Source organism: Streptomyces macrolidinus, assembly GCF_023887685.1.
Taxonomy (GTDB): Bacteria; Actinomycetota; Actinomycetes; order Streptomycetales; family Streptomycetaceae; genus Streptomyces; species Streptomyces macrolidinus.
Window position 1 is genome coordinate 149648 of the sequence record NZ_JAMWMR010000008.1, and the last position, 23008, is coordinate 172655.

The 23008-nt window shown below is 68.9% G+C and carries 21 protein-coding genes and 1 pseudogene; 18 read left to right on the top strand and 4 right to left on the bottom strand.

The annotated features are described in order from the left end of the window. Window positions 1–122 precede the first annotated feature (122 nt). From shc to NGF19_RS12620, 8 genes are all read left to right on the top strand, one after another. Window positions 123–2123: a squalene--hopene cyclase gene (gene shc / locus NGF19_RS12585; protein ID WP_252424913.1), complete on the top strand. Its 2001-nt coding sequence runs from the start codon at window positions 123–125 to the stop codon at window positions 2121–2123. Then, window positions 2123–2764 carry a phosphorylase family protein gene (locus tag NGF19_RS12590; protein WP_252424914.1) on the top strand — a complete coding sequence of 214 codons (642 nt, stop codon included), beginning with the start codon at window positions 2123–2125 and terminating at the stop codon, window positions 2762–2764. The genes shc and NGF19_RS12590 overlap by 1 nt, the downstream gene beginning before the upstream one ends. 5 nt (window positions 2765–2769) lie before the next feature. Then, a complete protein-coding gene (gene hpnH, locus NGF19_RS12595; protein ID WP_252424915.1) occupies window positions 2770–3795 on the top strand; it encodes an adenosyl-hopene transferase HpnH in 1026 nt (341 codons plus the stop codon). A gap of 4 nt (window positions 3796–3799) precedes the next feature. Further along, window positions 3800–4957, top strand: a complete 1158-nt coding sequence (gene ispG, locus NGF19_RS12600) for a flavodoxin-dependent (E)-4-hydroxy-3-methylbut-2-enyl-diphosphate synthase (protein WP_252424916.1) — start codon at window positions 3800–3802, stop codon at window positions 4955–4957. A gap of 27 nt (window positions 4958–4984) precedes the next feature. Next, entirely contained in the window at window positions 4985–6892 is a 1908-nt protein-coding gene (gene dxs / locus NGF19_RS12605; protein ID WP_252424918.1) for a 1-deoxy-D-xylulose-5-phosphate synthase, read from the top strand. Next, complete coding sequence (locus tag NGF19_RS12610; RefSeq protein WP_252424919.1) at window positions 6889–8286, top strand: aspartate aminotransferase family protein; 1398 nt, start codon at window positions 6889–6891, stop codon at window positions 8284–8286. Before dxs ends, NGF19_RS12610 begins: the two co-directional genes overlap by 4 nt. A gap of 103 nt (window positions 8287–8389) precedes the next feature. Then, window positions 8390–9001 carry a helix-turn-helix domain-containing protein gene (locus tag NGF19_RS12615; protein WP_252424920.1) on the top strand — a complete coding sequence of 204 codons (612 nt, stop codon included), beginning with the start codon at window positions 8390–8392 and terminating at the stop codon, window positions 8999–9001. Beyond that, window positions 8998–9147 carry a DUF6126 family protein gene (locus tag NGF19_RS12620; RefSeq protein ID WP_252424921.1) on the top strand — a complete coding sequence of 50 codons (150 nt, stop codon included), beginning with the start codon at window positions 8998–9000 and terminating at the stop codon, window positions 9145–9147. Before NGF19_RS12615 ends, NGF19_RS12620 begins: the two co-directional genes overlap by 4 nt. Before the next feature lie 33 nt (window positions 9148–9180). On the opposite strand, the gene NGF19_RS12625 is transcribed toward NGF19_RS12620, so the two are convergent. Beyond that, window positions 9181–9978, bottom strand: coding sequence for a tyrosine-protein phosphatase (locus tag NGF19_RS12625; protein ID WP_252424922.1), 798 nt, complete (start codon window positions 9976–9978; stop codon window positions 9181–9183). Between the two features lie 326 nt (window positions 9979–10304). Between NGF19_RS12625 and NGF19_RS12630 the strand changes: the two genes are divergently transcribed. Continuing rightward, a complete protein-coding gene (locus NGF19_RS12630) occupies window positions 10305–11090 on the top strand; it encodes an SGNH/GDSL hydrolase family protein (protein ID WP_252424981.1) in 786 nt (261 codons plus the stop codon). Window positions 11091–11318: 228 nt separating this feature from the next. Here the strand turns inward: NGF19_RS12630 and NGF19_RS12635 are convergent, their stop codons facing one another. Next, window positions 11319–11903: a carboxymuconolactone decarboxylase family protein gene (locus NGF19_RS12635; protein ID WP_252424923.1), complete on the bottom strand. Its 585-nt coding sequence runs from the start codon at window positions 11901–11903 to the stop codon at window positions 11319–11321. Between the two features lie 184 nt (window positions 11904–12087). Here NGF19_RS12635 and NGF19_RS12640 point away from each other — a divergent pair, with 184 nt between their 5' ends. The 3 genes from NGF19_RS12640 to NGF19_RS12650 all read left to right on the top strand — a co-directional run bounded on the left by NGF19_RS12640 (window position 12088) and on the right by NGF19_RS12650 (window position 14632). Then, window positions 12088–13272, top strand: coding sequence for an MBL fold metallo-hydrolase (locus NGF19_RS12640; RefSeq protein WP_252424924.1), 1185 nt, complete (start codon window positions 12088–12090; stop codon window positions 13270–13272). A gap of 38 nt (window positions 13273–13310) precedes the next feature. Beyond that, window positions 13311–13757, top strand: coding sequence for a TIGR03618 family F420-dependent PPOX class oxidoreductase (locus NGF19_RS12645; protein WP_252424925.1), 447 nt, complete (start codon window positions 13311–13313; stop codon window positions 13755–13757). Window positions 13758–13915: 158 nt separating this feature from the next. Continuing rightward, a complete protein-coding gene (locus NGF19_RS12650) occupies window positions 13916–14632 on the top strand; it encodes a hypothetical protein (protein ID WP_252424926.1) in 717 nt (238 codons plus the stop codon). Window positions 14633–14856: 224 nt separating this feature from the next. On the opposite strand, the gene NGF19_RS12655 is transcribed toward NGF19_RS12650, so the two are convergent. Next, window positions 14857–15258, bottom strand: a complete 402-nt coding sequence (locus tag NGF19_RS12655; protein WP_252424927.1) for a DUF4345 domain-containing protein — start codon at window positions 15256–15258, stop codon at window positions 14857–14859. A gap of 91 nt (window positions 15259–15349) precedes the next feature. Here NGF19_RS12655 and NGF19_RS12660 point away from each other — a divergent pair, with 91 nt between their 5' ends. Continuing rightward, window positions 15350–15940, top strand: a complete 591-nt coding sequence (locus NGF19_RS12660) for a TetR/AcrR family transcriptional regulator (protein WP_252424928.1) — start codon at window positions 15350–15352, stop codon at window positions 15938–15940. Window positions 15941–16048: 108 nt separating this feature from the next. Further along, window positions 16049–16582, top strand: a complete 534-nt coding sequence (locus NGF19_RS12665; protein ID WP_252424929.1) for a GNAT family N-acetyltransferase — start codon at window positions 16049–16051, stop codon at window positions 16580–16582. A 20-nt stretch (window positions 16583–16602) separates the two neighbouring features. On the opposite strand, the gene NGF19_RS12670 is transcribed toward NGF19_RS12665, so the two are convergent. After that, window positions 16603–18513 (bottom strand): SMI1/KNR4 family protein, encoded by a 1911-nt coding sequence (locus NGF19_RS12670; protein ID WP_252424930.1) that lies wholly within the window; start codon window positions 18511–18513, stop codon window positions 16603–16605. Window positions 18514–18582: 69 nt separating this feature from the next. Here NGF19_RS12670 and NGF19_RS31105 point away from each other — a divergent pair. From NGF19_RS31105 to NGF19_RS12685, 4 genes and pseudogenes are all read left to right on the top strand, one after another. Further along, a pseudogene (locus NGF19_RS31105) lies at window positions 18583–18786 on the top strand (NUDIX domain-containing protein); the annotation flags it as partial. Window positions 18787–18912: 126 nt separating this feature from the next. Beyond that, window positions 18913–19440 carry a GNAT family N-acetyltransferase gene (locus tag NGF19_RS12675; protein ID WP_252424931.1) on the top strand — a complete coding sequence of 176 codons (528 nt, stop codon included), beginning with the start codon at window positions 18913–18915 and terminating at the stop codon, window positions 19438–19440. A gap of 251 nt (window positions 19441–19691) precedes the next feature. Further along, the gene (locus tag NGF19_RS12680) at window positions 19692–20105 is read left to right on the top strand and encodes a hypothetical protein (protein ID WP_252424933.1); all 414 of its coding nucleotides are present in this window, start codon (window positions 19692–19694) and stop codon (window positions 20103–20105) included. 154 nt (window positions 20106–20259) lie between these two features. Continuing rightward, window positions 20260–23001, top strand: coding sequence for a non-ribosomal peptide synthetase (locus NGF19_RS12685; protein ID WP_252424934.1), 2742 nt, complete (start codon window positions 20260–20262; stop codon window positions 22999–23001). Window positions 23002–23008: the final 7 nt, after the last annotated feature.

A 23008-nucleotide genomic window follows, 5' to 3' on the forward strand; every position in this document is an offset into this window, starting at 1 on the left:
CCGCGCGTAGTCGCCGACCGGTGCGCAGCCAGGATCGACTTCACTCTCACTCTCGTTGACGCGCACCGGTCGACGGCGGACCCACAGCAGCACGACTCGCACGACTGCACGAAGGGGAAGCCATGACAGCGACGACCGACGGAAGCACCGGGGCCCTGCCTCCCCGCGCTGCCTCGGCCAGCGACACCGACGAACCGCTCCCGCAGGCGGCCGGGACGGTCGGCACTCGAGACGCCGCCGAGCACGCGCTACGGCGCGCGACGGACTTCCTGCTCGCGCGGCAGGACACCCAGGGCTGGTGGAAGGGCACCCTCGAGACGAACGTCACGATGGACGCCGAGGACCTGTTACTGCGTCAGTTCCTCGGCATCCGGGACGAGAAGACCACACAGGCCGCCGCCCTCTTCATCCGCGGCGAGCAGCGCGACGACGGCACCTGGGCCACCTTCTTCGGCGGACCCGGCGAACTGTCCACCACCATCGAGGCGTACGTGGCGCTGCGCCTGGCCGGTGACCTGCCGGACGCGCCCCATATGGCGAAGGCGTCCGCGTGGATCCGCGAGCAGGGCGGTATCGCCGCCTCCCGGGTCTTCACCCGGATCTGGCTCGCCCTGTTCGGCTGGTGGCGGTGGGAAGACCTGCCCGAAATGCCGCCGGAGCTCATCTACTTCCCGCGGTGGATGCCGCTGAACATCTACGACTTCGGGTGCTGGGCACGGCAGACCATCGTGCCGCTCACCATCGTCTGCGCCCAGCGTCCGGTACGCCCCGCGCCCTTCCCGCTCGACGAGCTGCACACCGACCCGGACCACCCCGTACCCGCCAAACCTCTGGCCCGCGTGGCCAGTTGGGACGGCGTCTTCCAGCGGCTCGACAAGGCGCTGCACCAGTTCCGCAAGGTCGCCCCGCGCAAGCTGCGCAAGGCCGCCATCAACTCCGCCGCCCGCTGGATCATCGAACGGCAGGAGAACGACGGCTGCTGGGGCGGGATCCAGCCGCCCGCGGTGTACTCGATCATCGCCCTGCATCTGCTCGGCTACGACCTCCAGCACCCCGTGATGCGCGAAGGGCTCGCCTCGCTCGACAGGTTCGCCGTGTGGCGCGAAGACGGCGCCCGCATGATCGAGGCCTGCCAGTCCCCGGTGTGGGACACCTGCCTCGCGACCATCGCCCTCGCCGACGCGGGCGTACCGGCCGACCATCCCCAACTGGTCAAGGCCGCCGACTGGATGCTCGGCGAGCAGATCGTCCGGCCCGGCGACTGGTCGGTACGCCGTCCTCAACTGCCGCCGGGAGGCTGGGCGTTCGAGTTCCACAACGACAACTACCCCGATATCGACGACACCGCCGAGGTCGTCCTCGCGCTGCGCCGCGTCCGGCATCCCGACGCCGAGCGGATGGAACGGGCGATCGGGCGCGGGGTGCGCTGGAACCTCGGCATGCAGTCGAAGAACGGTGCATGGGGCGCCTTCGACGTCGACAACACCAGCAGGTTCCCCAACCGGCTGCCGTTCTGCGACTTCGGCGAGGTCATCGACCCGCCGTCCGCCGACGTCACCGGCCACGTCGTGGAGATGCTCGCGGTCGAGGGCCTGGCCCACGACCCCCGCACCCGCCGCGGCATCGCCTGGCTGCTGGCCGAACAGGAGCCCGACGGCTCGTGGTTCGGGCGCTGGGGCGTCAACTACGTCTACGGCACCGGGTCGGTGGTGCCCGCGCTGATCGCCGCGGGCATCCCCGGCACGCACCCGGCGATCCGCCGTGCCGTCGCCTGGCTGGAGAGCGTCCAGAACGACAACGGCGGCTGGGGCGAGGACCTGCGCTCGTACCACGACGCGGGCGAGTGGAGCGGCCGTGGCCGCTCCACGGCCTCACAGACGGCGTGGGCGCTGCTCGCGCTGCTGGCGGCGGGGGAGAGCGAGTCCAAGGCCGTGGAACGCGGCGTCGACTTCCTCGCCCGGTCCCAGAACGAGGACGGCTCCTGGGACGAGCCGCACTTCACGGGCACCGGGTTCCCCTGGGACTTCTCCATCAACTACCACCTCTACCGGCAGGTCTTCCCGCTCACCGCGCTCGGCCGCTATGTCCACGGCGAGCCGTTCGCCGAGGCCAAGGGGGGCTGATGAGCCAGAAGCCCGGTCCGGCGCCGCTGCTGATCGCCTGCGCACTCGGCATCGAGCGGCTCGCCCTGCGCAGCGGCGACCGGACGGGTGCGGGCGGGCCCGTCACCGTACTCCGTACGGGGATGGGCCCCCGGTCGGCCGAACGCTCGGTCACCCGGGCGCTCGCCGACCCGGCCTGGTCCCGGGCCGCCGTCCTTGCCACAGGCTTCTGCGCGGGGCTCGCTCCCGGTATGCACCCCGGCGACCTGGTCGTCGCCGAGGAGACCCGGGACCCGCGCGGCACCATCCCGTGCGTGGGCACGGACCTGCTGGTCAAGGAGCTGGTGCGCACCCTTCCGGGGCGCACCGTCCACACCGGGCCGCTCACCGGCTCGGACCATGTCGTCCGCGGCCAGGAACGCCCGGAACTGCTCGCGACCGGCGCGATCGCGGTCGACATGGAGTCCGCGGCCACGCTCTACAGCGTCGCCCACACCGGCACGCGCCCGGTTGCGGCCGTCCGAGTGGTCGTGGACGCTCCAGAACATGAACTCGTCCGGATCGGCACCTTGCGCGGTGGAATATCAGCCTTCCGCGTCCTTCGTGCCGTCCTCCCCGCCTTCTTCGAATGGCACCGTTCTTTGCTGCTCCCTCGGAGGTGAGCCAGATGGCCATGCCGCTGCGTCAGTCCATCAAGGTTGCTACGTACCTGTTGGAACAGAAACTCAAGAAGCGTGACAAGTTCGCTCTGCTGGTCGAGCTGGAACCTCTCTTCGCGTGCAACCTGAAGTGCGAGGGCTGCGGCAAGATCCAGCATCCGGCAGGCGTGCTCAAGCAGCGCATGCCCGTCGCGCAGGCGGTGGGGGCGGTGCTCGAATCCGGTGCGCCGATGGTGTCCATCGCCGGTGGCGAACCCCTGATGCACCCTCAGATCGACGAGATCGTGCGGCAGTTGGTGGCGAAGAAGAAGTTCGTCTTCCTGTGCACCAACGCGCTGCTGATGCGCAAGAAGATGGACAAGTTCAAGCCGTCGCCCTACTTCGCCTGGGCGGTGCACATCGACGGGCTGCGTGAGCGGCACGACGCCTCCGTCGCGAAGGAAGGCACCTTCGACGAGGCGGTGGAGGCCATCAAGGAGGCCAAGCGGCGCGGCTTCCGGGTCACCACCAACTCGACCTTCTTCAACACCGACACCCCGCAGACCGTCGTGGAGGTGCTGAACTTCCTCAACGACGACCTCCAGGTCGACGAGATGATGCTCTCGCCCGCCTACGCCTACGAGAAGGCCCCCGACCAGGAGCACTTCCTCGGAGTGCAGCAGACCCGCGAGCTGTTCAAGAAGGCCTTCTCGGGCGGCAACCGCAGGAAGTGGCGGCTCAACCAGAGCCCGCTCTTCCTGGACTTCCTCGAGGGCAAGGTCGACTTCCCGTGCACCGCGTGGGCGATCCCGAGCTACTCGCTCTTCGGCTGGCAGCGGCCCTGCTATCTGATGAGCGACGGGTACGTGCCCACCTACCGCCAACTGCTGGAGGAGACCGACTGGGACAAGTACGGCCGGGGCAAGGACCCGCGCTGCGCCAACTGCATGGCCCACTGCGGATACGAGCCGACCGCCGTGCTCGCCACCATGGGCTCCCTGACGGAGTCGCTGCGGGCCGCGCGCGAGACCATGACGAGCGGAAAGCAGCGGTGAGGCGATGACCGCGGTTCCCCTGGGCGTTCCCGAGGTTCCCCTCCGGCCACTCGCACCACGCCGCAGCTCGCGGCAGATCCAGGTCGGCCGGGTGGCGGTCGGCGGCGGGGCCCCGGTGTCGGTGCAGTCGATGACGACGACCCGTACCTCCGACATCGGCGCCACGCTGCAGCAGATCGCCGAACTCACCGCGTCCGGCTGCCAGATCGTCCGCGTCGCCTGCCCCACGCAGGACGACGCGGACGCCCTGGCCACCATCGCCGGGAAGTCGCAGATCCCGGTGATCGCGGACATCCACTTCCAGCCGAAGTACGTGTTCGCGGCGATCGAGGCGGGCTGTGCGGCCGTCCGCGTCAACCCCGGCAACATCAAGCAGTTCGACGACAAGGTGAAAGAGATCGCGCGCGCCGCCAAGGACCACGGCACCCCGATCCGGATCGGGGTGAACGCGGGCTCGCTGGACAAGCGGCTGCTGCGCAAGTACGGCAGGGCGACACCCGAGGCGCTCGTGGAGTCGGCCCTGTGGGAGGCGTCCCTCTTCGAGGAGCACGGCTTCCGGGACATCAAGATCTCGGTCAAGCACAACGACCCGGTCGTGATGATCGAGGCCTACCGCGGGCTCGCGGAGAGCTGCGACTACCCGCTCCACCTGGGCGTCACCGAGGCGGGGCCGGCCTTCCAGGGGACCATCAAGTCGGCCGTCGCCTTCGGCGCGTTGCTGTCCGAGGGCATCGGTGACACCATCCGGGTCTCGCTCTCCGCGCCGCCCGCCGAAGAGGTCAAGGTCGGCATCCAGATCCTTCAGTCGCTCGGGCTTCGGCAGCGGCGTCTGGAGATCGTCTCCTGCCCGTCGTGCGGGCGCGCCCAGGTCGATGTGTACAAGCTGGCCGAGGAGGTCACCGCGGGCCTGGAGGGCATGGAAGTGCCGCTGCGGGTCGCCGTCATGGGGTGTGTCGTCAACGGCCCCGGCGAGGCGCGGGAGGCCGACCTGGGCGTGGCCTCCGGCAACGGCAAGGGCCAGATCTTCGTCAAGGGCCAGGTCATCAAGACCGTGCCCGAGTCGAAGATCGTGGAGACGCTCATCGAGGAAGCGATGAAGATCGCCGAACAGATGGAGAAGGACGGAGCCGGGTCCGGAGAACCGGCCGTCACCGTGAACTGAACAGCACGGATCGAGAGGGGGCCTGGCGTGACGATGCTGGAGAACATCCGGGGACCACGTGACCTGAAGGCGCTGTCCGAGGCGGAGCTTCGTCAACTGGCCGAGGAGATCAGGGAGTTCCTGATCCAGGCGGTCGCAAGGACCGGCGGCCACCTCGGACCCAACCTGGGGGTGGTGGAACTCTCCATCGCGCTCCACCGGGTCTTCGAGTCACCGGTCGACCGGATCCTGTGGGACACCGGTCACCAGAGCTATGTGCACAAGCTCCTGACAGGCCGTCAGGACTTCTCCAAACTGCGCGGCAAGGGCGGCCTGTCCGGGTACCCGTCCCGTGAGGAGTCCGAGCACGACATCATCGAGAACAGTCACGCCTCCACCGCGCTCGGCTGGGCCGACGGTCTCGCCAAGGCCCGCCAGGTGCAAGGGGAGAAGGGCCATGTCGTCGCCGTCATCGGGGACGGCGCGCTGACCGGCGGCATGGCCTGGGAGGCGCTCAACAACATCGCCGCCGCCAGGGACCGTCCGCTCATCATCGTCGTCAACGACAACGAACGCTCCTACGCGCCGACCATCGGCGGCCTCGCCAACCACCTCGCCACGCTGCGCACCACCGACGGCTACGAGAAGGTGCTGGCCTGGGGCAAGGACGTGCTTCAGCGCACGCCCGTCGTCGGCCCCACCGTCTACGAGGCCCTGCACGGCGCGAAGAAGGGCTTCAAGGACGCGTTCGCACCGCAGGGCCTGTTCGAGGACCTCGGCCTGAAGTACGTAGGGCCGATCGACGGACACGACCTGCGGGCCGTCGAGTCGGCGCTGCGCCGGGCCAAACGCTTCCACGGCCCCGTACTGATCCACTGCCTCACCGAGAAGGGCCGCGGCTGTGAGCCCGCGCTCGCCCACGAGGAGGACCACTTCCACACCGTCGGTGTGATGGACCCCCTCACCTGCGAACCCGTGGCGTCGTCCGGCGGCCCCTCGTGGACCTCCGTGTTCGGCGACGAGATCGTACGCATCGGCGAGGAACGCGAGGACGTCGTGGCGATCACGGCGGCCATGCTGCACCCGGTGGGCCTGACCGGGTTCGCCGAGCGGTTCCCCGACCGGGTGTGGGACGTCGGGATCGCCGAACAGCACGCGGCGGTCTCCGCGGCCGGTCTCGCGACCGGCGGGCTCCACCCCGTCGTCGCCGTCTACGCGACCTTCCTCAACCGCGCCTTCGACCAACTGCTGATGGATGTCGCCCTGCACCGCTGCGGGGTCACCTTCGTGCTGGACCGGGCCGGGGTCACGGGCGCCGACGGAGCGTCGCACAACGGCATGTGGGACATGTCGATCCTCCAGGTGGTGCCCGGCCTCAGGATCGCCGCGCCCCGCGACGCCGACCAACTGCGGGCCCAGCTACGGGAAGCGGTCGCCGTCGACGACGCGCCGACGCTGATCCGGTTCCCGAAGGAGTCGGTGGGCCCGGCGATCCCGGCGCTGGACCGGGTGGGCGGCCTGGACGTGCTGCACCGGGCCGAGCGGCCCGAGGTGCTCCTTGTCGCCGTCGGGGTCATGGCGCCCGTCTGCCTCCAGGCCGCCGAACTGCTGCGGGACCGCGGCATCGGCTGCACGGTCGTCGACCCGCGCTGGGTCAAGCCGGTCGACCCCGCGCTGCCGGGCCTGGCCGCCGCGCACCGGCTCGTCGCGGTCGTCGAGGACAACAGCCGGTCCGCCGGGGTCGGCGCGGCGGTCGCGCTGGCGCTCGGCGACGCCGAAGTCGACGTACCCGTACGGCGGTTCGGGATCCCGGAGCAGTTCCTCGCACACGCCAAGCGCGCCGAGGTGCTGGCCGACATCGGCCTCACCCCCGTCGAGATCGCGGGCCGTATCGGTGCCTGTCTGGCCGCCCGGGACGCAGCCGGGGACGAGCTGTCCAAGGAGAACCAGGAATGACCACCCCTTCCACGAAGCGGGAGTTCGACCTCGGCGCGCTGCTGGCCGAGCGCGGGGGCGAGCGCTACGAGCTGCACACGAAGTACCTCAACCACCAACTCCCGCGCATGCTCCGCACGATCGGCTTCGACAAGGTCTACGAGCGCGCCGAGGGAGCCCACTTCTGGGACGCGGACGGCAACGACTACCTGGACATGCTCGCCGGGTTCGGGGTGATGGGCCTCGGCCGCCACCACCCCGTGGTCCGCAAGGCGTTGCACGACGTCCTGGACGCCCACCTCGCCGACCTCACCCGCTTCGACTGCCAGCCACTGCCCGGACTGCTCGCCGAGAAGCTGCTCACCCACAGCCCGCATCTGGACCGGGTGTTCTTCGGCAACAGCGGGACGGAGGCGGTCGAGACCGCGCTCAAGTTCGCCCGGTTCGCCACGGGCAGGCCGCGGATCCTGTACTGCACCCACGCCTTCCACGGGCTGACCACCGGGTCCCTGTCCGTGAACGGCGAGTCCGGCTTCCGCGACGGCTTCGCCCCGCTGCTGCCCGACACGGCGGTGCCGCTCGGCGATCTCGACGCGCTGGCCCGGGAGTTGAGGAAGGGAGACGTGGCGGCGCTCATCGTCGAGCCCATCCAGGGCAAGGGCGTCCACGCGGCCCCGCCCGGCTATCTGACCGCCGCCCAGGAGCTGTTGCGGCGGCACAAGGCACTGCTGATCGCCGACGAGGTGCAGACCGGCCTCGGGCGAACCGGGGAGTTCTACGCCTACCAGCACGAGAGCGGTCTCGAACCGGACCTGGTGTGTGTGGCCAAGGCGCTCTCCGGCGGCTATGTGCCGGTCGGCGCCACCCTGGGCAAGGAGTGGATCTTCAAGAAGGTCTACTCGTCCATGGACCGGGTGCTGGTTCACTCCGCGAGCTTCGGGTCCAACGCCCAGGCGATGGCGGCCGGGCTCGCCGTCCTGTCCGTCATGGAGAACGAGCAGATCGTCGCGAACGCCCGCGCGGTCGGTGACCAGCTCATGTCCCGGCTCTCGGCGCTCATCGACAAGTACGAGCTGCTCAGCGACGTACGCGGCCGGGGCCTGATGATCGGCATCGAGTTCGGCCGGCCCAGCTCGCTGAAGCTGCGCAGCCGGTGGACCATGCTGCAGGCCGCCCGCAAGGGCCTGTTCGCACAGATGGTCGTCGTCCCGCTGCTGCAGCGCCACCGCATCCTCACCCAGGTCTCCGGGGACCATCTGGAGGTGATCAAGCTGATCCCGCCGCTGACCATCGACGAGCAGGACGTCGACCGGTTCGTGGAGGCCTTCACCGCGGTCATGGACGACGCGCACGGCGGCGGGCTGATGTGGGACTTCGGCAAGACGCTGATCAAGCAGGCGGTGGCGAACCGGTAGCCGAGGCGGGGCCACGGGAGTGTGGTCACGGGGTGTGGGCCGTGGTCTTTGCCTGACAGGCAAGAAGTTTGCCTGAAAGGCAAGGCTGCGGCTCAATAGGGGTATGAGCACTTCCGAGACCGGGCCGATCGAGGACCTGCCCGCCGTCGCGCCCCAACTGCGAGCGCTGCGCCGTCGTGCCTCCCTCACGCTGGAGGCCGCGGCCCGCGCCGCCGGGCTCTCGCCCGCGCATCTGTCACGGCTGGAGACCGGACAGCGACAGCCTTCGCTGCCGATGCTGCTCGCTCTCGCTCGTATCTACGGTACGACAGTGTCCGAACTGCTCGGCGAGACGGTCCCCGACCGGGACGCGGTCGTCCGCGCCCCCGCCATGGAGCCCACGCACGCGGGCGGCTGGACGTACTGGCAGACCGGCGCACCGGGCCGCGGGATGCAGGCCCTGCGCGTCCGCGTCCCCCATGGCACCCAGGGCGACATCGTGCGCGTCCACCCCGGCGAGGAATGGCTGTACGTCCTCAAGGGGCGGCTGCGCCTGCGCCTCGGTGACAGCGCTCACATCCTCGAACCCGGCGACAGTGCCCACTTCGACTCGCTCACCCCTCATCGGCTCGCGGCCGTCGATCACGACGGGGCCGAGCTGCTCTTCGTCCACACCCTGCTCCAGAGCCCGAACTCCGCGCTCTGTATCGGCCCCACCCCAGGAGAAATGCCATGACCGAGCAGCCGCAGACCCGCTCCGACCAGAACACGCGGGAGGAGAAGTTCCCCCGCGCCCTGTGGATCCGTCTCATCATCTACATCGCCGTCGGTCACCTCTTCGCCGGGTTCATCTGGCTGCTGTTCGAGGTGGGCGCGAAGTAAGGGGCACACAGCACGACCCGCAACGGGAGCGGCTCAGTCCAGCAGCCTCTCGCGCAGCCGCTCCCGCAGCACCGGTGTGACCCCGAGCCCCCGCTCCAGATAGGTGTCGACACCGCCCCACGTCTGCTCCACGGTCTCGAACGCCGCCGTGAGGTACTCGGCGCGAGCGTCGAAGAGCGGGCTGAGCAGCTCCATCACCTCGGGGGAGTAGGCCTCGGCCTGCGCGCCGTTGCGGTGCACCTTGTACCGGCGGTGCTTGGCGTTCGACTCCAGATAGTCCGCGACGATCGCCTCGCGCTCGACCCCGAGGGCCAGCAGTGTGACCGCGATCGACAGGCCCGCCCGGTCCTTGCCCGCGGCGCAGTGCATCAGCACCGGCACACTGTCCTCCGCCAGCGCGTGCAGCACCCGCGCGTGCTCGGTCGTGCGCTCCGTGACCATCGTGCGATACGAGGCGATCATGCGGCCCGCGGCCTTGCCGTCCGCGAGCACCGCGCGCAACTGCTCCAGATCGCCGTCGCGGACCATCTTCCAGAACTCGGCGCCGTCGGCCGGATCGCTCAGCGGAAGGTTGATGTTGCGCACCCCCGGCAGCGCGACGTCCGGCCCCTCCAGCCGCTTGTCCGCAGCATTGCGGAAGTCGAAGATCGTGTGCAGACCGAGGGAGGAGAGGAACGTCGCGTCCTCCTGTGTCGCATGCGCGAGATGACCGCTGCGGAAGAGCACACCCTGGCGCACGCGCCGCCCGTCCACGGTCGGCAGGCCACCCACGTCTCGGAAGTTGCGCACACCGGCCAGCTCGGGCTCGATCGACGGGACGTGCTGCGTCACAGGGGCTCCTTCCAACCGTCCGTCGACGCTGATCGTCGGCGGGCCGCGCCTTGACGATACGACAAGGTTCATCAGGCAACCATTCCCCTGACGCAGCGACCCACAAGGCGCCAGGCGACAGTGGGCGTCGACTCGCCCCGTCTTGTCCCCCGTCTCGTCTCCCGTCTTGTCTCCCGTCTTGCCTCCTGGGATATTCCGTACCAGCCCCACCAATCCGAGTGTTCTATCTCACCAACCGTCAACCCCTTCCTACGGTCGCGTAGCTCACACCGGAAGGTGAATCATGGGGCGACGTGGCAGACGATTCGAAGAATGACTACAGATCAGTGATCGGGTCGTACGTGGCGGTGGGGGACAGCTTCACCGAAGGCGTCGGCGACCCCGGCCCGGACGGACAGTTCGTCGGCTGGGCCGACCGGTTCGCGGTGCTCCTCGCCGACCGGCGGCCCGAGGGCGACTTCGCGTACACAAACCTTGCCGTGCGCGGCAAGCTGCTCGACCAGATCGTCGAGGACCAGATCCCGAAGGCCCTGGAACTCGCCCCCGACCTGGTGTCCTTCTGCGCGGGCGGCAACGACATCATCCGGCCCGGCACCGACCCCGACGACGTCGCCGAGCGTTTCGAGCGGGCCGTCGCGAGCCTCACGGCCGTCGCCGGAACCGTCATGGTGACCACCGGCTTCGACACCCGTGGCGTGCCCCTGCTCAAGCATCTGCGCGGCAAGGTCGCCACGTACAACGGGCATGTCCGGGCGATCGCCGACCGGTACGGCTGCCCGGTCCTCGACCTGTGGTCGTTGAAGACCGTCCAGGACCGGCGCGCCTGGGACGAGGACCGCCTCCACCTCTCTCCCGAGGGGCACACCCGGGTCGCCCTCAGGGCGGGCCAGGTGCTCGGCATCGAGGTGCCCGCCGACCCGGACCAGCCGTGGCCACCGCTGCCGCCGCGCGGCACGCTCGAAGTACGGCGCGACGACATCCAGTGGGCACGCGAGTACCTGGCCCCCTGGATCGGACGCCGACTGCGCGGCGAGTCCTCCGGCGATTACGTCGTGGCGAAGGGCGCCCTCTCGCCGGACGACATCAGGGAGCGGATCGCCCAGGCGGTGTGAGGGGGTGCGGGCGGGGGCGCTTGGCTGGGGCCTCGTACGCGGCAGGCGTGGTCACTCGCCTTCGGCGTGCGTGGCGAGTCGGCCTTGACCCGGCCTCGTACGCGGCGGGTGTGCCCACTCGTCCTCGGCCCTGCACTTGGCGAGTACGGCCCTTCGCCTTCGGTGGGCACGCAGGTGCTGCGTGTCCGCCGAAGGCGTCTGCGTCCGCGTTCGCGTGTGGGTCGGGTCCTACCGGGCGGCGGAGGTTCCTTCCGTGCGCCGAGCGGTGTTCGGGATGTCGCAGGAGTCCTTGAAGCCCTGACTCGTCAGCCCCAGCGCGGAGTTGATGCGTGAGCGCAGGTTCTCCACCGCCACCATCGCGGTCAGCTCGACGAACGCGGGCTCGCCCAGGCGACCGATGAGCCGGGCGGCCAGTGCGTCGTCCACCTCGGGCGGTGTGGCCGTCATCGCCTCGGCGTACTCCAGGACATCCCGCTCCGACTCGGTGTACACATCACTGTCCCGCCAGCGCGGCACGTCGAGCAGCTTCTGCGGGTTCATGCCCTGCTGGCGGCCCAGCCAGTAGCCGAAGTCCATGCACCAGGAGCAGCCGATCGACGCGGCGGCCCCCATCTCGGCCAGCATCTTCAGACCCGGGTCGAGCTGGTTCCACTTGCCCACCGCGCGCTCGAACTGCAGATAGGACCGCAGCACACGGGGCTGGTGGGCGAGCGCCTTGCCGGGGTCGAGGACCTTGCCGTAGGTCCGCCGTGAATACCACTCCATCATGCGGAAGAAGACGGTGCGGCGCGGAGTCAGGGAGACACGGGCCATGGGTGGCACCTCCAGTACGTCGTTCCCGGGCGCTCCTCGTGGGCGCCCGCACGATGACGACGTACCGGGTCCCCCGAATGTGACATCCGGCCCGTACGAAGCGAACGCTCCCGTGCTGTCAGTGGGGCCGACCATAATGAACTGCCGGACCGACTCCCACAGATCGACTCCCACTGGAGGTGCCGTGACTGGTTCCCGTTCTCTGACCTCCGGGCTGCGCGCCGTGCAGCCCGAGGCCTTCGGCGCGGACCCGAGCGGAGAGCGGCTGGCACGCATCCGTAGATCACCGAACTTCGCGAACGGCGCCTTCGTGAACCCCGAGGGCACCCGCACCCGTCCCGCGGGCGGCTCCGCCCTGGACATGGCGAAGGCCTTCTTCCGCAAGGAGGACCGCGCCCGCCGCGGCCCGTCCGGCACCGTCCCGGTGCATCCGACGACGTACGCCGACCTGGCCAGGCCCTCGGCGAGCGGGCTGCGGTTGACGTGGATGGGGCACTCCGGGGTGCTCGTCGAGATCGACGGGCACCGGGTGCTGTTCGACCCGGTCTGGGGCGAGCGCTGCTCCCCGCTGGCGTTCGCGGGCCCCAAGCGGCTGCACCCGGTGCCGGTGCCGCTGGCCGCGCTCGGCCCCGTCGACGCCGTCGTCATCTCCCACGACCACTACGACCACCTCGACCTGCCCACCATCAAGGCGCTGGCCGACACCGACACCGTCTTCGTGATACCGCTCGGCGTCGGTGCCCATCTGGAGTACTGGGGCGTCTCCGCGGACCGCTTGCGCGAGCTGGACTGGCACGAGTCGACGAAGGTCGGCGGCCTCACCCTGACCGCCACACCCGCCCGCCACTTCTGCGGCCGGGGCCTGCGCAACGGGCAGCACACGCTGTGGGCGTCATGGTCCGTGGCCGGAGACGAGCACCGTGTCTACCACAGCGGTGACACCGGCTACTTCAAGGGCTTCAAGGAGATCGGCGCCGAGTACGGCCCGTTCGACGCCACGATGATCCAGATAGGCGCGTATTCGGAGTTCTGGCCGGACATCCATATGACCCCCGAGGAGGGCACGACCGCGCACCTCGACCTCCAACGTGGCCGACCGCACGGCGTGTTGCTGCCCATTCACTGGGGCACCTTCAGCCTTGCCCCGCATCCCTGGGCGGAGCCGGGGGAGTGGACGCTGGCTGCGGCCGAGGCGGTCGGGCAAGCGGTCGCATTCCCCGTTCCCGGCCAACCGTTCGAGCCCGCTGGGGAGTTGCCCACGCGCCCGTGGTGGCGGGAGGTGTCCCTGCCACTGAAGCGTGAGTGGCCTGTTCCGGAGATCACTCCGGTGGCGTCTCGAGAAGACCTCGACCTCGTGGGCGAGAGCTGACTGCGTGGCTCCAACGTGCGGGTTGGTAGCCTCCCGGGATGACTGCGCCTTTCGACGAAGCCGTCCGCGCCCGACTGCAAGCCCCCAACATCTGGTACGTCGGCACCGTGTTCGCCGACGGAGCACCGCAGGTCAGTCCGATGTGGGTGGATCTGGAGGGGGAGGGGGAGCTGACGTTCAACACTTCGGTGGGCCGGGTGAAGGAGGAGAACCTGCGCCGCGACCCCCGCGTCTATCTCTCGCACGCGGACGCCACCGACCCCTTCGACCGAGTGCAGATCAGTGGTGTGGTGGCCCGCTTCATCGAGGGCGCGGAGGCACACGACCGAATGGACCGGCTGGCCCGCAAGTACCTGGGCGTCGAACGCTTCGAGTGGACCATGCCGGGGGAACAGCGGGTTGCGGTGATCGTGCGCCCGGTCAAGGTGCGGCACATCGTGGGGGTGGAGCGGTTCCGGCCCGGCGGGCCCGTCCCCGCTCCCTGACCTTCCCGTATTGCTACGCGTATGTCCGTGCGCTGTAACGATCCGGCGGGGGCGATGGAGAACGGCCGGTTCCGCGGGCACGCTCTCCTGGCACCACATTCACCGACCATGCGCGACACCGCGTCTACGCGATCACGGGGGATCCGACCATGCGAGCGATGCGCACGAGTATGAAGCTGTCCGTGCTGGGGATGACCGCCGCGGCGGCCCTGGTCACCACGGCCTGTGATCCGAGCGGGTCGGACGGGAAGGCCGACGACGCGGCGAGCCCGGCGCCGAGCGCGTCTACGTCTGCTTCCACGTCCGACTCCCTGTCCCCGTCCGTGCCCGCTTCCACACCGTCGAAGCCTGCCCTGGACAAGACCGCGTCGCCATCACCGACCCGGGCCGGCAGCAGCGGTGACGACAAGAACGACAAGAACGATAAGTGGGACTTGGCGGACCGCCAGACCCCGCCGACCGGCTCGGTCTGCGATCACGACGGCCAGGGCCCCTATGGTGCGATCAAGTCCGTCACCATGGGCGGCGAGAGCCCGACGGGGCTCGGCCTGGTCCTCGGCTTCTACCAGTGCGACGGCGGCAGCCCACGGTTCACCCCCAGCAGCGCCACCGGCGCCGCCACGGACGTACTGGTCGACCCGGCGCACCTGAAGGTCGTCGTGGGTGGGCAGCTCGCGAGCGAGCTGGGCACCAAGACGCCGGACACGAGCAAGTTCTTCGACAAGCTCGCACAGATGGAGGACAAGAACGAGCTCAAGGGTCCCAAGGCCCCGCAGTTCTACTTCCGGATCGACTCCGCCTCCGACGACGTCAACGAGATGCCGGACGACAGCAGCCACATCATCTACCTGTACCAGATCGTCGACGGCGGCTGACCGGATCCCGAGCCCGGGACCCGTGAGGGGATGACAGCACGCATCCGCATCCCGTCATCGTGGCCGCTGCGGGAAGGCCAGGCAGCGTGGCGCCCGCCGTCGGTACAAATGCCCGTGCCGCTCACCTGTCCGGGTAAGCGTAGAGCGAAATCCACACCTATCAGCACTGAAAATCAGACGTACATTACTTTCATAGCCGATGGGCTGGAGCATCTCTCGCCTCGTCAGCCTCGATTCATCAGCGGTCCCCCTGCCCGCTCCTCCGCGTCGGCCAGCCAGAAGAAGACCGGTGGCAGGCCGAGTTCGATCACCGCCAGTGCGATCTGGAACCACTGCGGCCATCCGTGTGTGGCGAGTGAGAGGAGTCGGCCCACGCCGCCCAGAAGGAAGACAGCGGCCAGCCACCGTACGGCCTGAGCCGGGATCGGGTGCTGTCGCGCGGCCCAGAGCCAGGCCAGCCCGTAGCCGACGAAGGAAGCCCCCATGAACCGGCCCCAACTGTCGACCGTCGCACCGGCGGAACCGGCGCCGGGGATCGCCGCGTTGCCGAGTGCCACGTGGAACAGGCCGATGGCCACGCAGGCCCAGCCCATCACCTGTGCGAGTACGCGCAGAGCCCTGGCCATGGTCCCTCCAAGCAGTCCCGATCGGGGCTTAGTTGACATGTGTCTACTACCTTGGACTTGCTAGTAGACACGTGTCAACTAGACTTCGTTCGTGCCTCCCCGCCAGCGACTCACTCCCGCCGACCGCCGCGCCCAACTCCTCGCCGTCGGCGCACGACTCTTCGCCGCGCGCCCCTACGCCGACGTGCTGATGGAGGAGGTCGCAGAAGAGGCCGGTGTCTCCAGGGCCCTGCTCTACCGCCACTTCCCCAGCAAGCACGCCCTCTTCGCCGCCGTGTACCAACAGGCGGCGGACCAACTGCTGGCCGAGACGCGGCTCGACCCCGCCGACTCCCTGGTCGAACAACTCGTCCAGGGCATGGACATCCACCTCGACTACTTCGTGGCGAACCGCAACGCCGTCCTCGCTGCGAACCAGGTCCTGGCAGGCGACCCGGTGATCCAGACGATCATGACGAACGAACTGGACATGCTCCGCACGCGACTGCTGGCCGTACTCCCGCTCGCGGACGAGAGCACCCGCGAGGCTGTGTCCGGCGTCCTGAAGAGCTGGTTGGTCTTCGTCCAGGTCCTCTGCGTCGACTGGCTCGCCCACGAGACCTGCACCCGCACCCAGTTGCGCGACGTCTGCGTCGGCGCGGTACTCGGCGCGCTCCGCCCGCTCGTCTCCGAACTCGAGTAGTGCCGGCCACCGTTGACGTATGTCCCGTCAGAGGCTGGTCGGCGAGGTCTCTGAGGGCGGTGAGTGCCGGATTAGGGAAGAGGCCCTTGTCTTCGGCAGGATGGGCACATGACCGAGATCCGCACGCCCCGCCTCCTCCTCCGTACCTGGCACGACGACGACCTCGTGCCGATGGCGGACATCAACGCGGACCCGCGGGTCATGCGCTGGATCGACGACGGCTCGGTGCGCGACCTTGAGCGCACGGCCGAGGACATCGAGCGGTGGGAGGAGGAGTGGGACGAGGAGGGCTTCGGGCTCTTCGCCGTCGAACTGCTGGCCTCGGGCGAACTGATCGGCTTCACGGGACTGTCCGTGCCCGGGTTCCTGCCGGAGGTGATGCCCGCCGTGGCGATCACTTGGCGGCTCGGCTCACAGTTCTGGGGCCAGGGCTACGCGTCCGAAGCCGCCCACGCCACACTGGAGTTCGCCCTCCAGGACCGCGGCCTGGACCGCGTCATCAGCATCAACCGGGTGGGTGACAACGCCTCCGAGAACGTCCTCCGCAAGCTCGGCATGACGTTTGAACGGGGGACGACACACCCGGAGTACGGCTACCCACTGCGCGTCCACGCCATCGACCTCACCGAGTTCCAGGCTTGAACCGGCCGACCCGCGGCTTCCTAGGACATGCGTATCACCGCGTACGTCTCGCCGTCCTGCGGTGGCCGGGTCCAGGAACGGGTGGTGAACGTGTGCAGCCGCCCGCTCACGATGGCGTGACGTGGCAGAGCGGCACCGAACTCCGCGGTCACCGCTTCCAGGAGCCGCCGTTCCGCCTCGGTGTCGTCCTCCCGGTCGCCGAAGAACCGGCTCGGGTCCAGCGCCTGCGGTATCTCCCCGCTTCTCTTGATCTCTCCGTCCACGTACGTGAACGCGTACTGCTCGGCACCGTCTCGCGCCACCGAAAGGTGGAAGTACGGATCCCTGTACCACGCCCTCAGGCCGCTCCACACCACCACCGCGCGGGTGCCCGCGCTGGCGGCTGCGGCCGGGGAGACGAGCCGCTGCCCGTCGAACGGGGCGGGGTCGTCGTCGAAGGCGAAGCTCCAACCGGTGCCGGCCCGGCCGACCGCCATGAGAGCCCTGTCGCCGTAGGACGAGAACTCCCGCTGCCTCTGCAGCGGTTGGCGGCGGGCGTCCCACAAGGTCATGGGTTCGTTCAGCACGACGCCGTCCGTGTTCCCGTCCCCGTCCGCGTCTGTGAGTCGTGCTGGTACGTCCTCCGGCTCGACGTCCTCCATCAGGACGAACCGGTAGGACGTGCGGTTGTTGCCCGGGTCCGGCTCCGCGAGCCACGCCAGGCTGTCCGGGTCCAGCGCAGCCGTCGGAGTCGGTGCCTCACCCGCCTGCCCACCCCGTGGTGTGGAGAGCAACTCGCGGCCCCGCTCCTGGGTCAACAGCGGGCCGAGGATCGGGTCGGCCACCCAGCCCAGCGGCGCCAATTGGTCCGGGCCCAGCGGCTCCCACAGCGGCAGGGCGTTCATCAGCGTCCGCCACGCCCGGTCGCTCTCTCCCCACCGCGCCAACTCCCGCGCCCGCTCGACCGCTTCGCCGAACGGTCCGGTCGCCGTGTATCGATACGCGCCGTTCCGTACCAACTCCAGCGTCGCGTAAGCCAGCGACACCAAGTCCTTGTCTGCTCCGCGCAGATGGAACGTCAGCGTGGAGTCGTCCCGGTACGAGTGGGCCGCGTGCTCGGCGACCAGCGGCGGCAGCAACTCGGGCGCGTAGCGCGGGTCTGTCACCAGGCCGTCGAAGTACACCGCGTGGGTCTGCCCGAGCAGGCGGCGTATCTGGTCACCCAGCCCGCCGGCGCGCGGCCTGCCGTATTCCTTCGCCTCGTCCAGCACCTTCCCGGCTCGCTCCCAGCCGCCGCGCAGCGCCTCCACCCGGGCTTCCTCCACCAGGGCGTCCAGCTCCCGCGTCGTGTCGTTGACGAACGTCGGCTCCTCGTCGTTCTTGTCCGACCGCAGGCTGTGGAACTGCCGGTACATGTCCCGCATGAACTCGAGGAAGTTCGCATACCGATTCGGTGGCGCGGCCCGCCAGCTCGCCCATGTATAGACGGCCCACTCGCCGTTGTCGTCCACGTCCTCGGGGTCCATGAGAACGTAGGTGGCGTCGGACTCCACGTCGAGTTGCAGCCCGCGCCGCCAGATGTCGACCTCCCGCCGCTCCTCGGGCCCGGCGTCCTCGTCCAGGTACTCCTCGAAGACGTCCGCGAGTTGCGACTCGTCGTTGTGCCAGCGCGCGTCCTCGGTCCCCGCCAGCAGCCACACGAACTCGCCCGCGTTCCGCCAGCCGTCGCTGACCTTGAGGAACTCCCGGTACGACGGGGGCATCCGGCGGCCGAGGCGCTTCTCCATGGCGGCGATCCGCTCCTCGGAGGCGGGCGGGAACCCGAGCCATCGCGCCCGGCGCGCGGCCTCGTCGTCCTCGCCCTGAGTCTCGCCGTCCGGCAAGGAATCCGCCCACTCCCCACTCCACTTGAGAAGGAAGGGCCGCCAGTCGAATGCCGTGGTGTCCGTCATGCGTGTGATGCTGCCACCCACCACTGACAGTGCTCCGCTGCTCGCGCCAGTGCGGCAACCTGGCTGGGTGTGCGCCGTGTCCTCCTCATCCGGCATCGCGATGGCGACCGGGAGTTCCACGTTCTGCCCGGCGGACGTGTAGAGCCTGGTGAGACGGCTGCCGAGGCCGCCTGTTGGGAGGTGAGGGAAGAGACCGGCTTGCGAGTCAGCATCGGTGAACTGCTCTGGGCCCGCGAGTACTTGCCCGAACGACACCCCGGCCACCCGCATCACCGAACCCGGATGCAGCAACTTCAGTTGTACTTCGCAGCTCAACCAGCCTCAGACAGTGCGTCGTTGGCAACAGCTCCGGGTCGCAGAGCGCTCGCCACTCGAAGGGCGTGCGATAGGTTGCCCGCCATGACCGAGCTTGGACCCGTTGCCTGGCCACCCGCCCCGATCAGGACCGCGCGGCTCGTGCTCCGGGAGTCCGAGGATCGGGACCGTGCGGCGTTCATCGAGCTGTTCGCATCGCCGGAGGTGGGCACCTACATCGGTGGCCCCCGACCGCGTGATGAGCTGGAGCGCGTGATGCCGGAGGTGCCCGGTCGGCGCCCTGGCTGTTTCGTGGTCGATCTCGACGGGGCGATGATCGGCATGATCACGTTCGATCGGCGCGACGCAGAGCGTCCGGGGCACGTCCGGCCGGGTGCCGGAGAGGCCGAACTCGGTTACATGTTCATGCCGGAGGCGTGGGGACGCGGGTATGCCGCCGAGGGGTGCGCGGCGGCCCTCGGCTGGTTCGCCGACGCGTACCCCGGCGAGCCGGTGGTGCTCTGCACCCAGACGGCCAACGACCGCGCGATGCGCCTCGCGGCGAAGCTGGGGTTTACCGAGGTGGAGCGGTTCGAGGAGTACGGCGCCCAACAGTGGTTCGGTGTCCGGTAGATACCGGGGTCAAGATTTGCCGTGTTTGCCGGTAATAGTGGAATTCATAAGCGGAGTTGTCACCCGTGATTTCCATCCACCTCATTATGCTGTGATTCATGTCACGGTGATCGCGTAGAACGATCATGGATTGGCATGTCCACTTCCTGGGGCTCCTGTGACACGATGCCAGCGTCCGTCCTCGGGCAAGCAAAGAGTTCATCCGGTCCATCGATCGTCTGAATCACATGCGGGGGGCGAGAATGTCGAGAGTGATCGGCGTCGGATATCGAGGCGATCTCGACCGGGCGCTGCGACGTCGCGGTCTGAATCCCTTCTGTGTGGTCCAGCCTTCCATGGGCGTACCGGAGGAATTCAAGGAGGAAGCGGCCCTCGTATTCGGGGAGTGTGCCATTCGGCTGCCCGGTGGGCTCTCCTCACAGGACGATGAATTGACGTACGGCGTCCATCTCCTCGACGCCGAGGTCAGCGCACTCGGTGCACCGCCGACCCGGATGGGCCATGGAGGAACGCGTGACACGCCGACCGGTCCCTATGGCTGGAGCGGCCGGGCGATCGTGTCCGACCCGGACGAATCCGAACCGGAGAAGAGGGTTCGTGACACCGTCCGATTCAATGTGACCAATATGACCCGTGGAGCGCGGAGAGCGGTGTCGCACTCCTAGGAGGCTCGCGCGCCGACTGTTCGCAGCGCGTTCACCGAGCGCCCACTCGTCACGCCCCCACACCAGCGCTCACTCAGCACGGTCCACTCGTCAGGGAATGCGTGGCGTACCTCTGCCCGCATTTCCCGTTCCTTCGACCGGAGGTCCTCTCTTCATGCCCGAAATACGTCGTGTCGCGACGCTTCCCGACCTGCTCGACAGGGCAGCGCTCGACATGTCCCGCGGTGTCACCTTCGTCGGTGGTTCGTTCCTCTCCTACGCGGAATTGCGGGACTCCGCGGTCTGCATTGCGCAGGGACTGCGCGACCACGGCACTGCCCCGGGCGACCGCGTACTGATTACGGCCACCGACCCGGAGTATTTCTTTCCCGCCTTTTGGGGCTGTGTACTGAGCGGCATCGTGCCGTGCCCGGTCGCCCCGGCCGCCGATCCGGCGCGGTGGCGTGGCCGGTTGGAGCATCTGCGGACGCTGCTCGGCGACCCGCTGGTGATCGGCTCCAAGGCGGCTGCTCACGAACTCCCCGATGTGGGGCTGCGATCGGTGACCATCGAGGAGCTGAGCCAAACCCAGGCCGGGGCCCAGCAGTTGCACACACCCGCCCCGGACGACCTCGCCCTGCTCATGCTCACCTCGGGATCCACCGGCTCGAGCAAAGCCGTTCGACTCACACACGCCAACCTCCTTGCCGCGCAGGCCGGTAAGGCGGGAGCGCTCGGACTCGGGCCCGACGACACCTCGTTGAACTGGATCTCCGCCGACCACATCGCCGCCATCGAGGCCCATCTGCTGCCCATGTTCAACGGAGCGAACCAGGTCATGACGGACCCCGCCACGGTCCTCGCCGACCCCCTGGAGTTCCTCCGGCTGATCGCGGCGCACCGGGTGCGGGTGACGTTCACCCCCAACTTCCTGTTCGGCCAACTGAATCAGGCGCTCGACCGCCGACCGCCGAAGGCCGGTGAGTGGGACCTGTCGCACGTCCACCACATCATCTCCGGCGGCGAGGCCACCGTGACCGCCACCGTGCGGAACTTCCTGGCGGCGCTCGCCCCGTACGGACTGCGCGGCGACGTGATCGTGCCCGCCTTCGGCATGACGGAGACCTGCGCGGGCAGCGTGTTCAACCGCGACTTCGCCTCGCGCGACCTGGACCTGGAATTCCCGTCGCTCGGACGGCCCGTGCAGGGCCTGGAGATCCGTGTCGTCGGGGGAGACGGCACCGTGCTGGCCTCCACGAGCCGACCCGGCTGCACCGAGCCGGGCGATGTGCAACTGCGCGGCACGATGGTCACCAGCGGGTACTACGGGAACGAGACAGCCACCGCAGAGGCGTTCACCAAGGACGGTTGGTTCCGCACCGGGGACCTCGGACACCTGGACGCCGACGGCCGGTTGACGCTCGTCGGTCGTACCAAGGACTCCATCATCGTCAACGGCGTCAACTACTACAGTCACGACCTGGAAGCGGCCCTCGACGAACTGGACGGTGTGCGACGCGGGCAGGTCGCCGCGTTCCCGTTCCGGCCCGAAGGCGCCGACTCCGAGCAACTCGCCGTCGCCTTCGTCCCCGCCGATGACGCGACGGACGATACGTCCCTGTACCGGACGCTCGTCGCCATCCGCAGCTCCACCATCATGCACTGGGGCTTCAGACCGCATCTCATCCTGCCCGTCACCGAGTCGGCCATCCCCCGCAGCAACCTCAGCAAGATCCTGCGGATGTCGCTGCGCGCCGCCGTGGAGGCCGGTGACCTGGACGCCGCGGCCCGCCGCGCGGACGAGGTGAGTACGCGGTTCCTCGGCGGCTACGTGGCTCCGGAAGGCGACGTCGAGACCACGCTCGCCGAGGTCTACGCCCGCGTACTGAACATCGAGCAAGTGCCCGCGACCGCGAGCTTCTTCGACCTGGGCGGCACCTCCCTCGACGTGCTGCGGCTCAAGTTGCTGATCCAGCAGGCGTTCGGTATCGACGGCGTACCGATGGCGACGCTGCTGCAGGCGCCGACCGTGCGCGCGCTCGCCCGTCGGCTCACCGCCGACCGCGAAGCCGGCGGGGACGCCGCGTACGACCCGCTGGTGCCCCTCCAAGTCACCGGTGACGGAACGCCGTTGTTCTGTGTGCACCCGGGCCTGGGTGAAGTGCTCGTGTTCGTCAACCTCGCCCAGTACTTCACCGGCGAGCGGCCGTTCCACGCGCTGCGCGCCCGAGGGTTCGGCAAGGGCGAGACCCACTTCGCGTCGTTCGACGAGATGGTCGCCACCTATGTGTCCGCGATCCGGCGAGCCCAGCCCAGCGGGCCGTACGCCGTCGCGGGCTACTCCTACGGCGGCGCCGTCGCGTTCGAGATCGCCAAACGGCTCGAAGCCGAAGGGGACGAGGTGAAGTTCGTCGGCATCTTCAATCTGCCGCCGTCCATCTCCGGCCGGATGAACGAGATCACCTTCACCGACGGCGCGATCAACCTCGCCCTGTTCCTCGAACTGATCGACCCCTCCGACATCCCGGAGCTCACCGAGACCCTGCGTCCGCTGCCGGAGGCCGACCAGTTGGCGTATCTCGTCGACCACGCCCCCCAGCGACGACTGACCGAACTCGACCTCACCCTCGAACAGTTCACCGCCTGGGTCCATCTCGCACAGAGCATGGTCCACCTGGGCCGCACCTACGAACCGTCCGGATCGATCGAGCAGGCCACGGTGTTCTACTGCACCCCGCTGAAGGGCACCAAGCAGGACTGGCTCGACAAACAGCTACGGGACTGGGACCGGTTCGCGCGTGGGACGAACGCGTACATCGAAGTCGACGGCGAGCACTACACGTTGATGAGCCCGCAGCACGTACAGACCTTCCAAGCGACCCTGCGGCGCGAACTGGCCCGAGCGCTCGACCGATGAACCAGGA

What these genes read in the sequence shown, in the direction of transcription:
- NGF19_RS12635 (WP_252424923.1), bottom strand. Translation starts at nt 11,903, where the DNA reads ATGGCCCGTGTCTCCCTGACTCCGCGCCGCACCGTCTTCTTCCGCATG.
- NGF19_RS12615 (WP_252424920.1), top strand. Translation starts at nt 8,390, where the DNA reads ATGAGCACTTCCGAGACCGGGCCGATCGAGGACCTGCCCGCCGTCGCG.
- NGF19_RS12665 (WP_252424929.1), top strand. Translation starts at nt 16,049, where the DNA reads ATGACCGAGATCCGCACGCCCCGCCTCCTCCTCCGTACCTGGCACGAC.
- NGF19_RS12675 (WP_252424931.1), top strand. Translation starts at nt 18,913, where the DNA reads ATGACCGAGCTTGGACCCGTTGCCTGGCCACCCGCCCCGATCAGGACC.
- hpnH (WP_252424915.1), top strand. Translation starts at nt 2,770, where the DNA reads ATGGCCATGCCGCTGCGTCAGTCCATCAAGGTTGCTACGTACCTGTTG.
- shc (WP_252424913.1), top strand. Translation starts at nt 123, where the DNA reads ATGACAGCGACGACCGACGGAAGCACCGGGGCCCTGCCTCCCCGCGCT.
- NGF19_RS12590 (WP_252424914.1), top strand. Translation starts at nt 2,123, where the DNA reads ATGAGCCAGAAGCCCGGTCCGGCGCCGCTGCTGATCGCCTGCGCACTC.
- NGF19_RS12670 (WP_252424930.1), bottom strand. Translation starts at nt 18,513, where the DNA reads ATGACGGACACCACGGCATTCGACTGGCGGCCCTTCCTTCTCAAGTGG.
- NGF19_RS12620 (WP_252424921.1), top strand. Translation starts at nt 8,998, where the DNA reads ATGACCGAGCAGCCGCAGACCCGCTCCGACCAGAACACGCGGGAGGAG.
- NGF19_RS12655 (WP_252424927.1), bottom strand. Translation starts at nt 15,258, where the DNA reads ATGGCCAGGGCTCTGCGCGTACTCGCACAGGTGATGGGCTGGGCCTGC.
- NGF19_RS12610 (WP_252424919.1), top strand. Translation starts at nt 6,889, where the DNA reads ATGACCACCCCTTCCACGAAGCGGGAGTTCGACCTCGGCGCGCTGCTG.
- NGF19_RS12650 (WP_252424926.1), top strand. Translation starts at nt 13,916, where the DNA reads ATGCGCACGAGTATGAAGCTGTCCGTGCTGGGGATGACCGCCGCGGCG.
- NGF19_RS12685 (WP_252424934.1), top strand. Translation starts at nt 20,260, where the DNA reads ATGCCCGAAATACGTCGTGTCGCGACGCTTCCCGACCTGCTCGACAGG.
- ispG (WP_252424916.1), top strand. Translation starts at nt 3,800, where the DNA reads ATGACCGCGGTTCCCCTGGGCGTTCCCGAGGTTCCCCTCCGGCCACTC.
- NGF19_RS12645 (WP_252424925.1), top strand. Translation starts at nt 13,311, where the DNA reads ATGACTGCGCCTTTCGACGAAGCCGTCCGCGCCCGACTGCAAGCCCCC.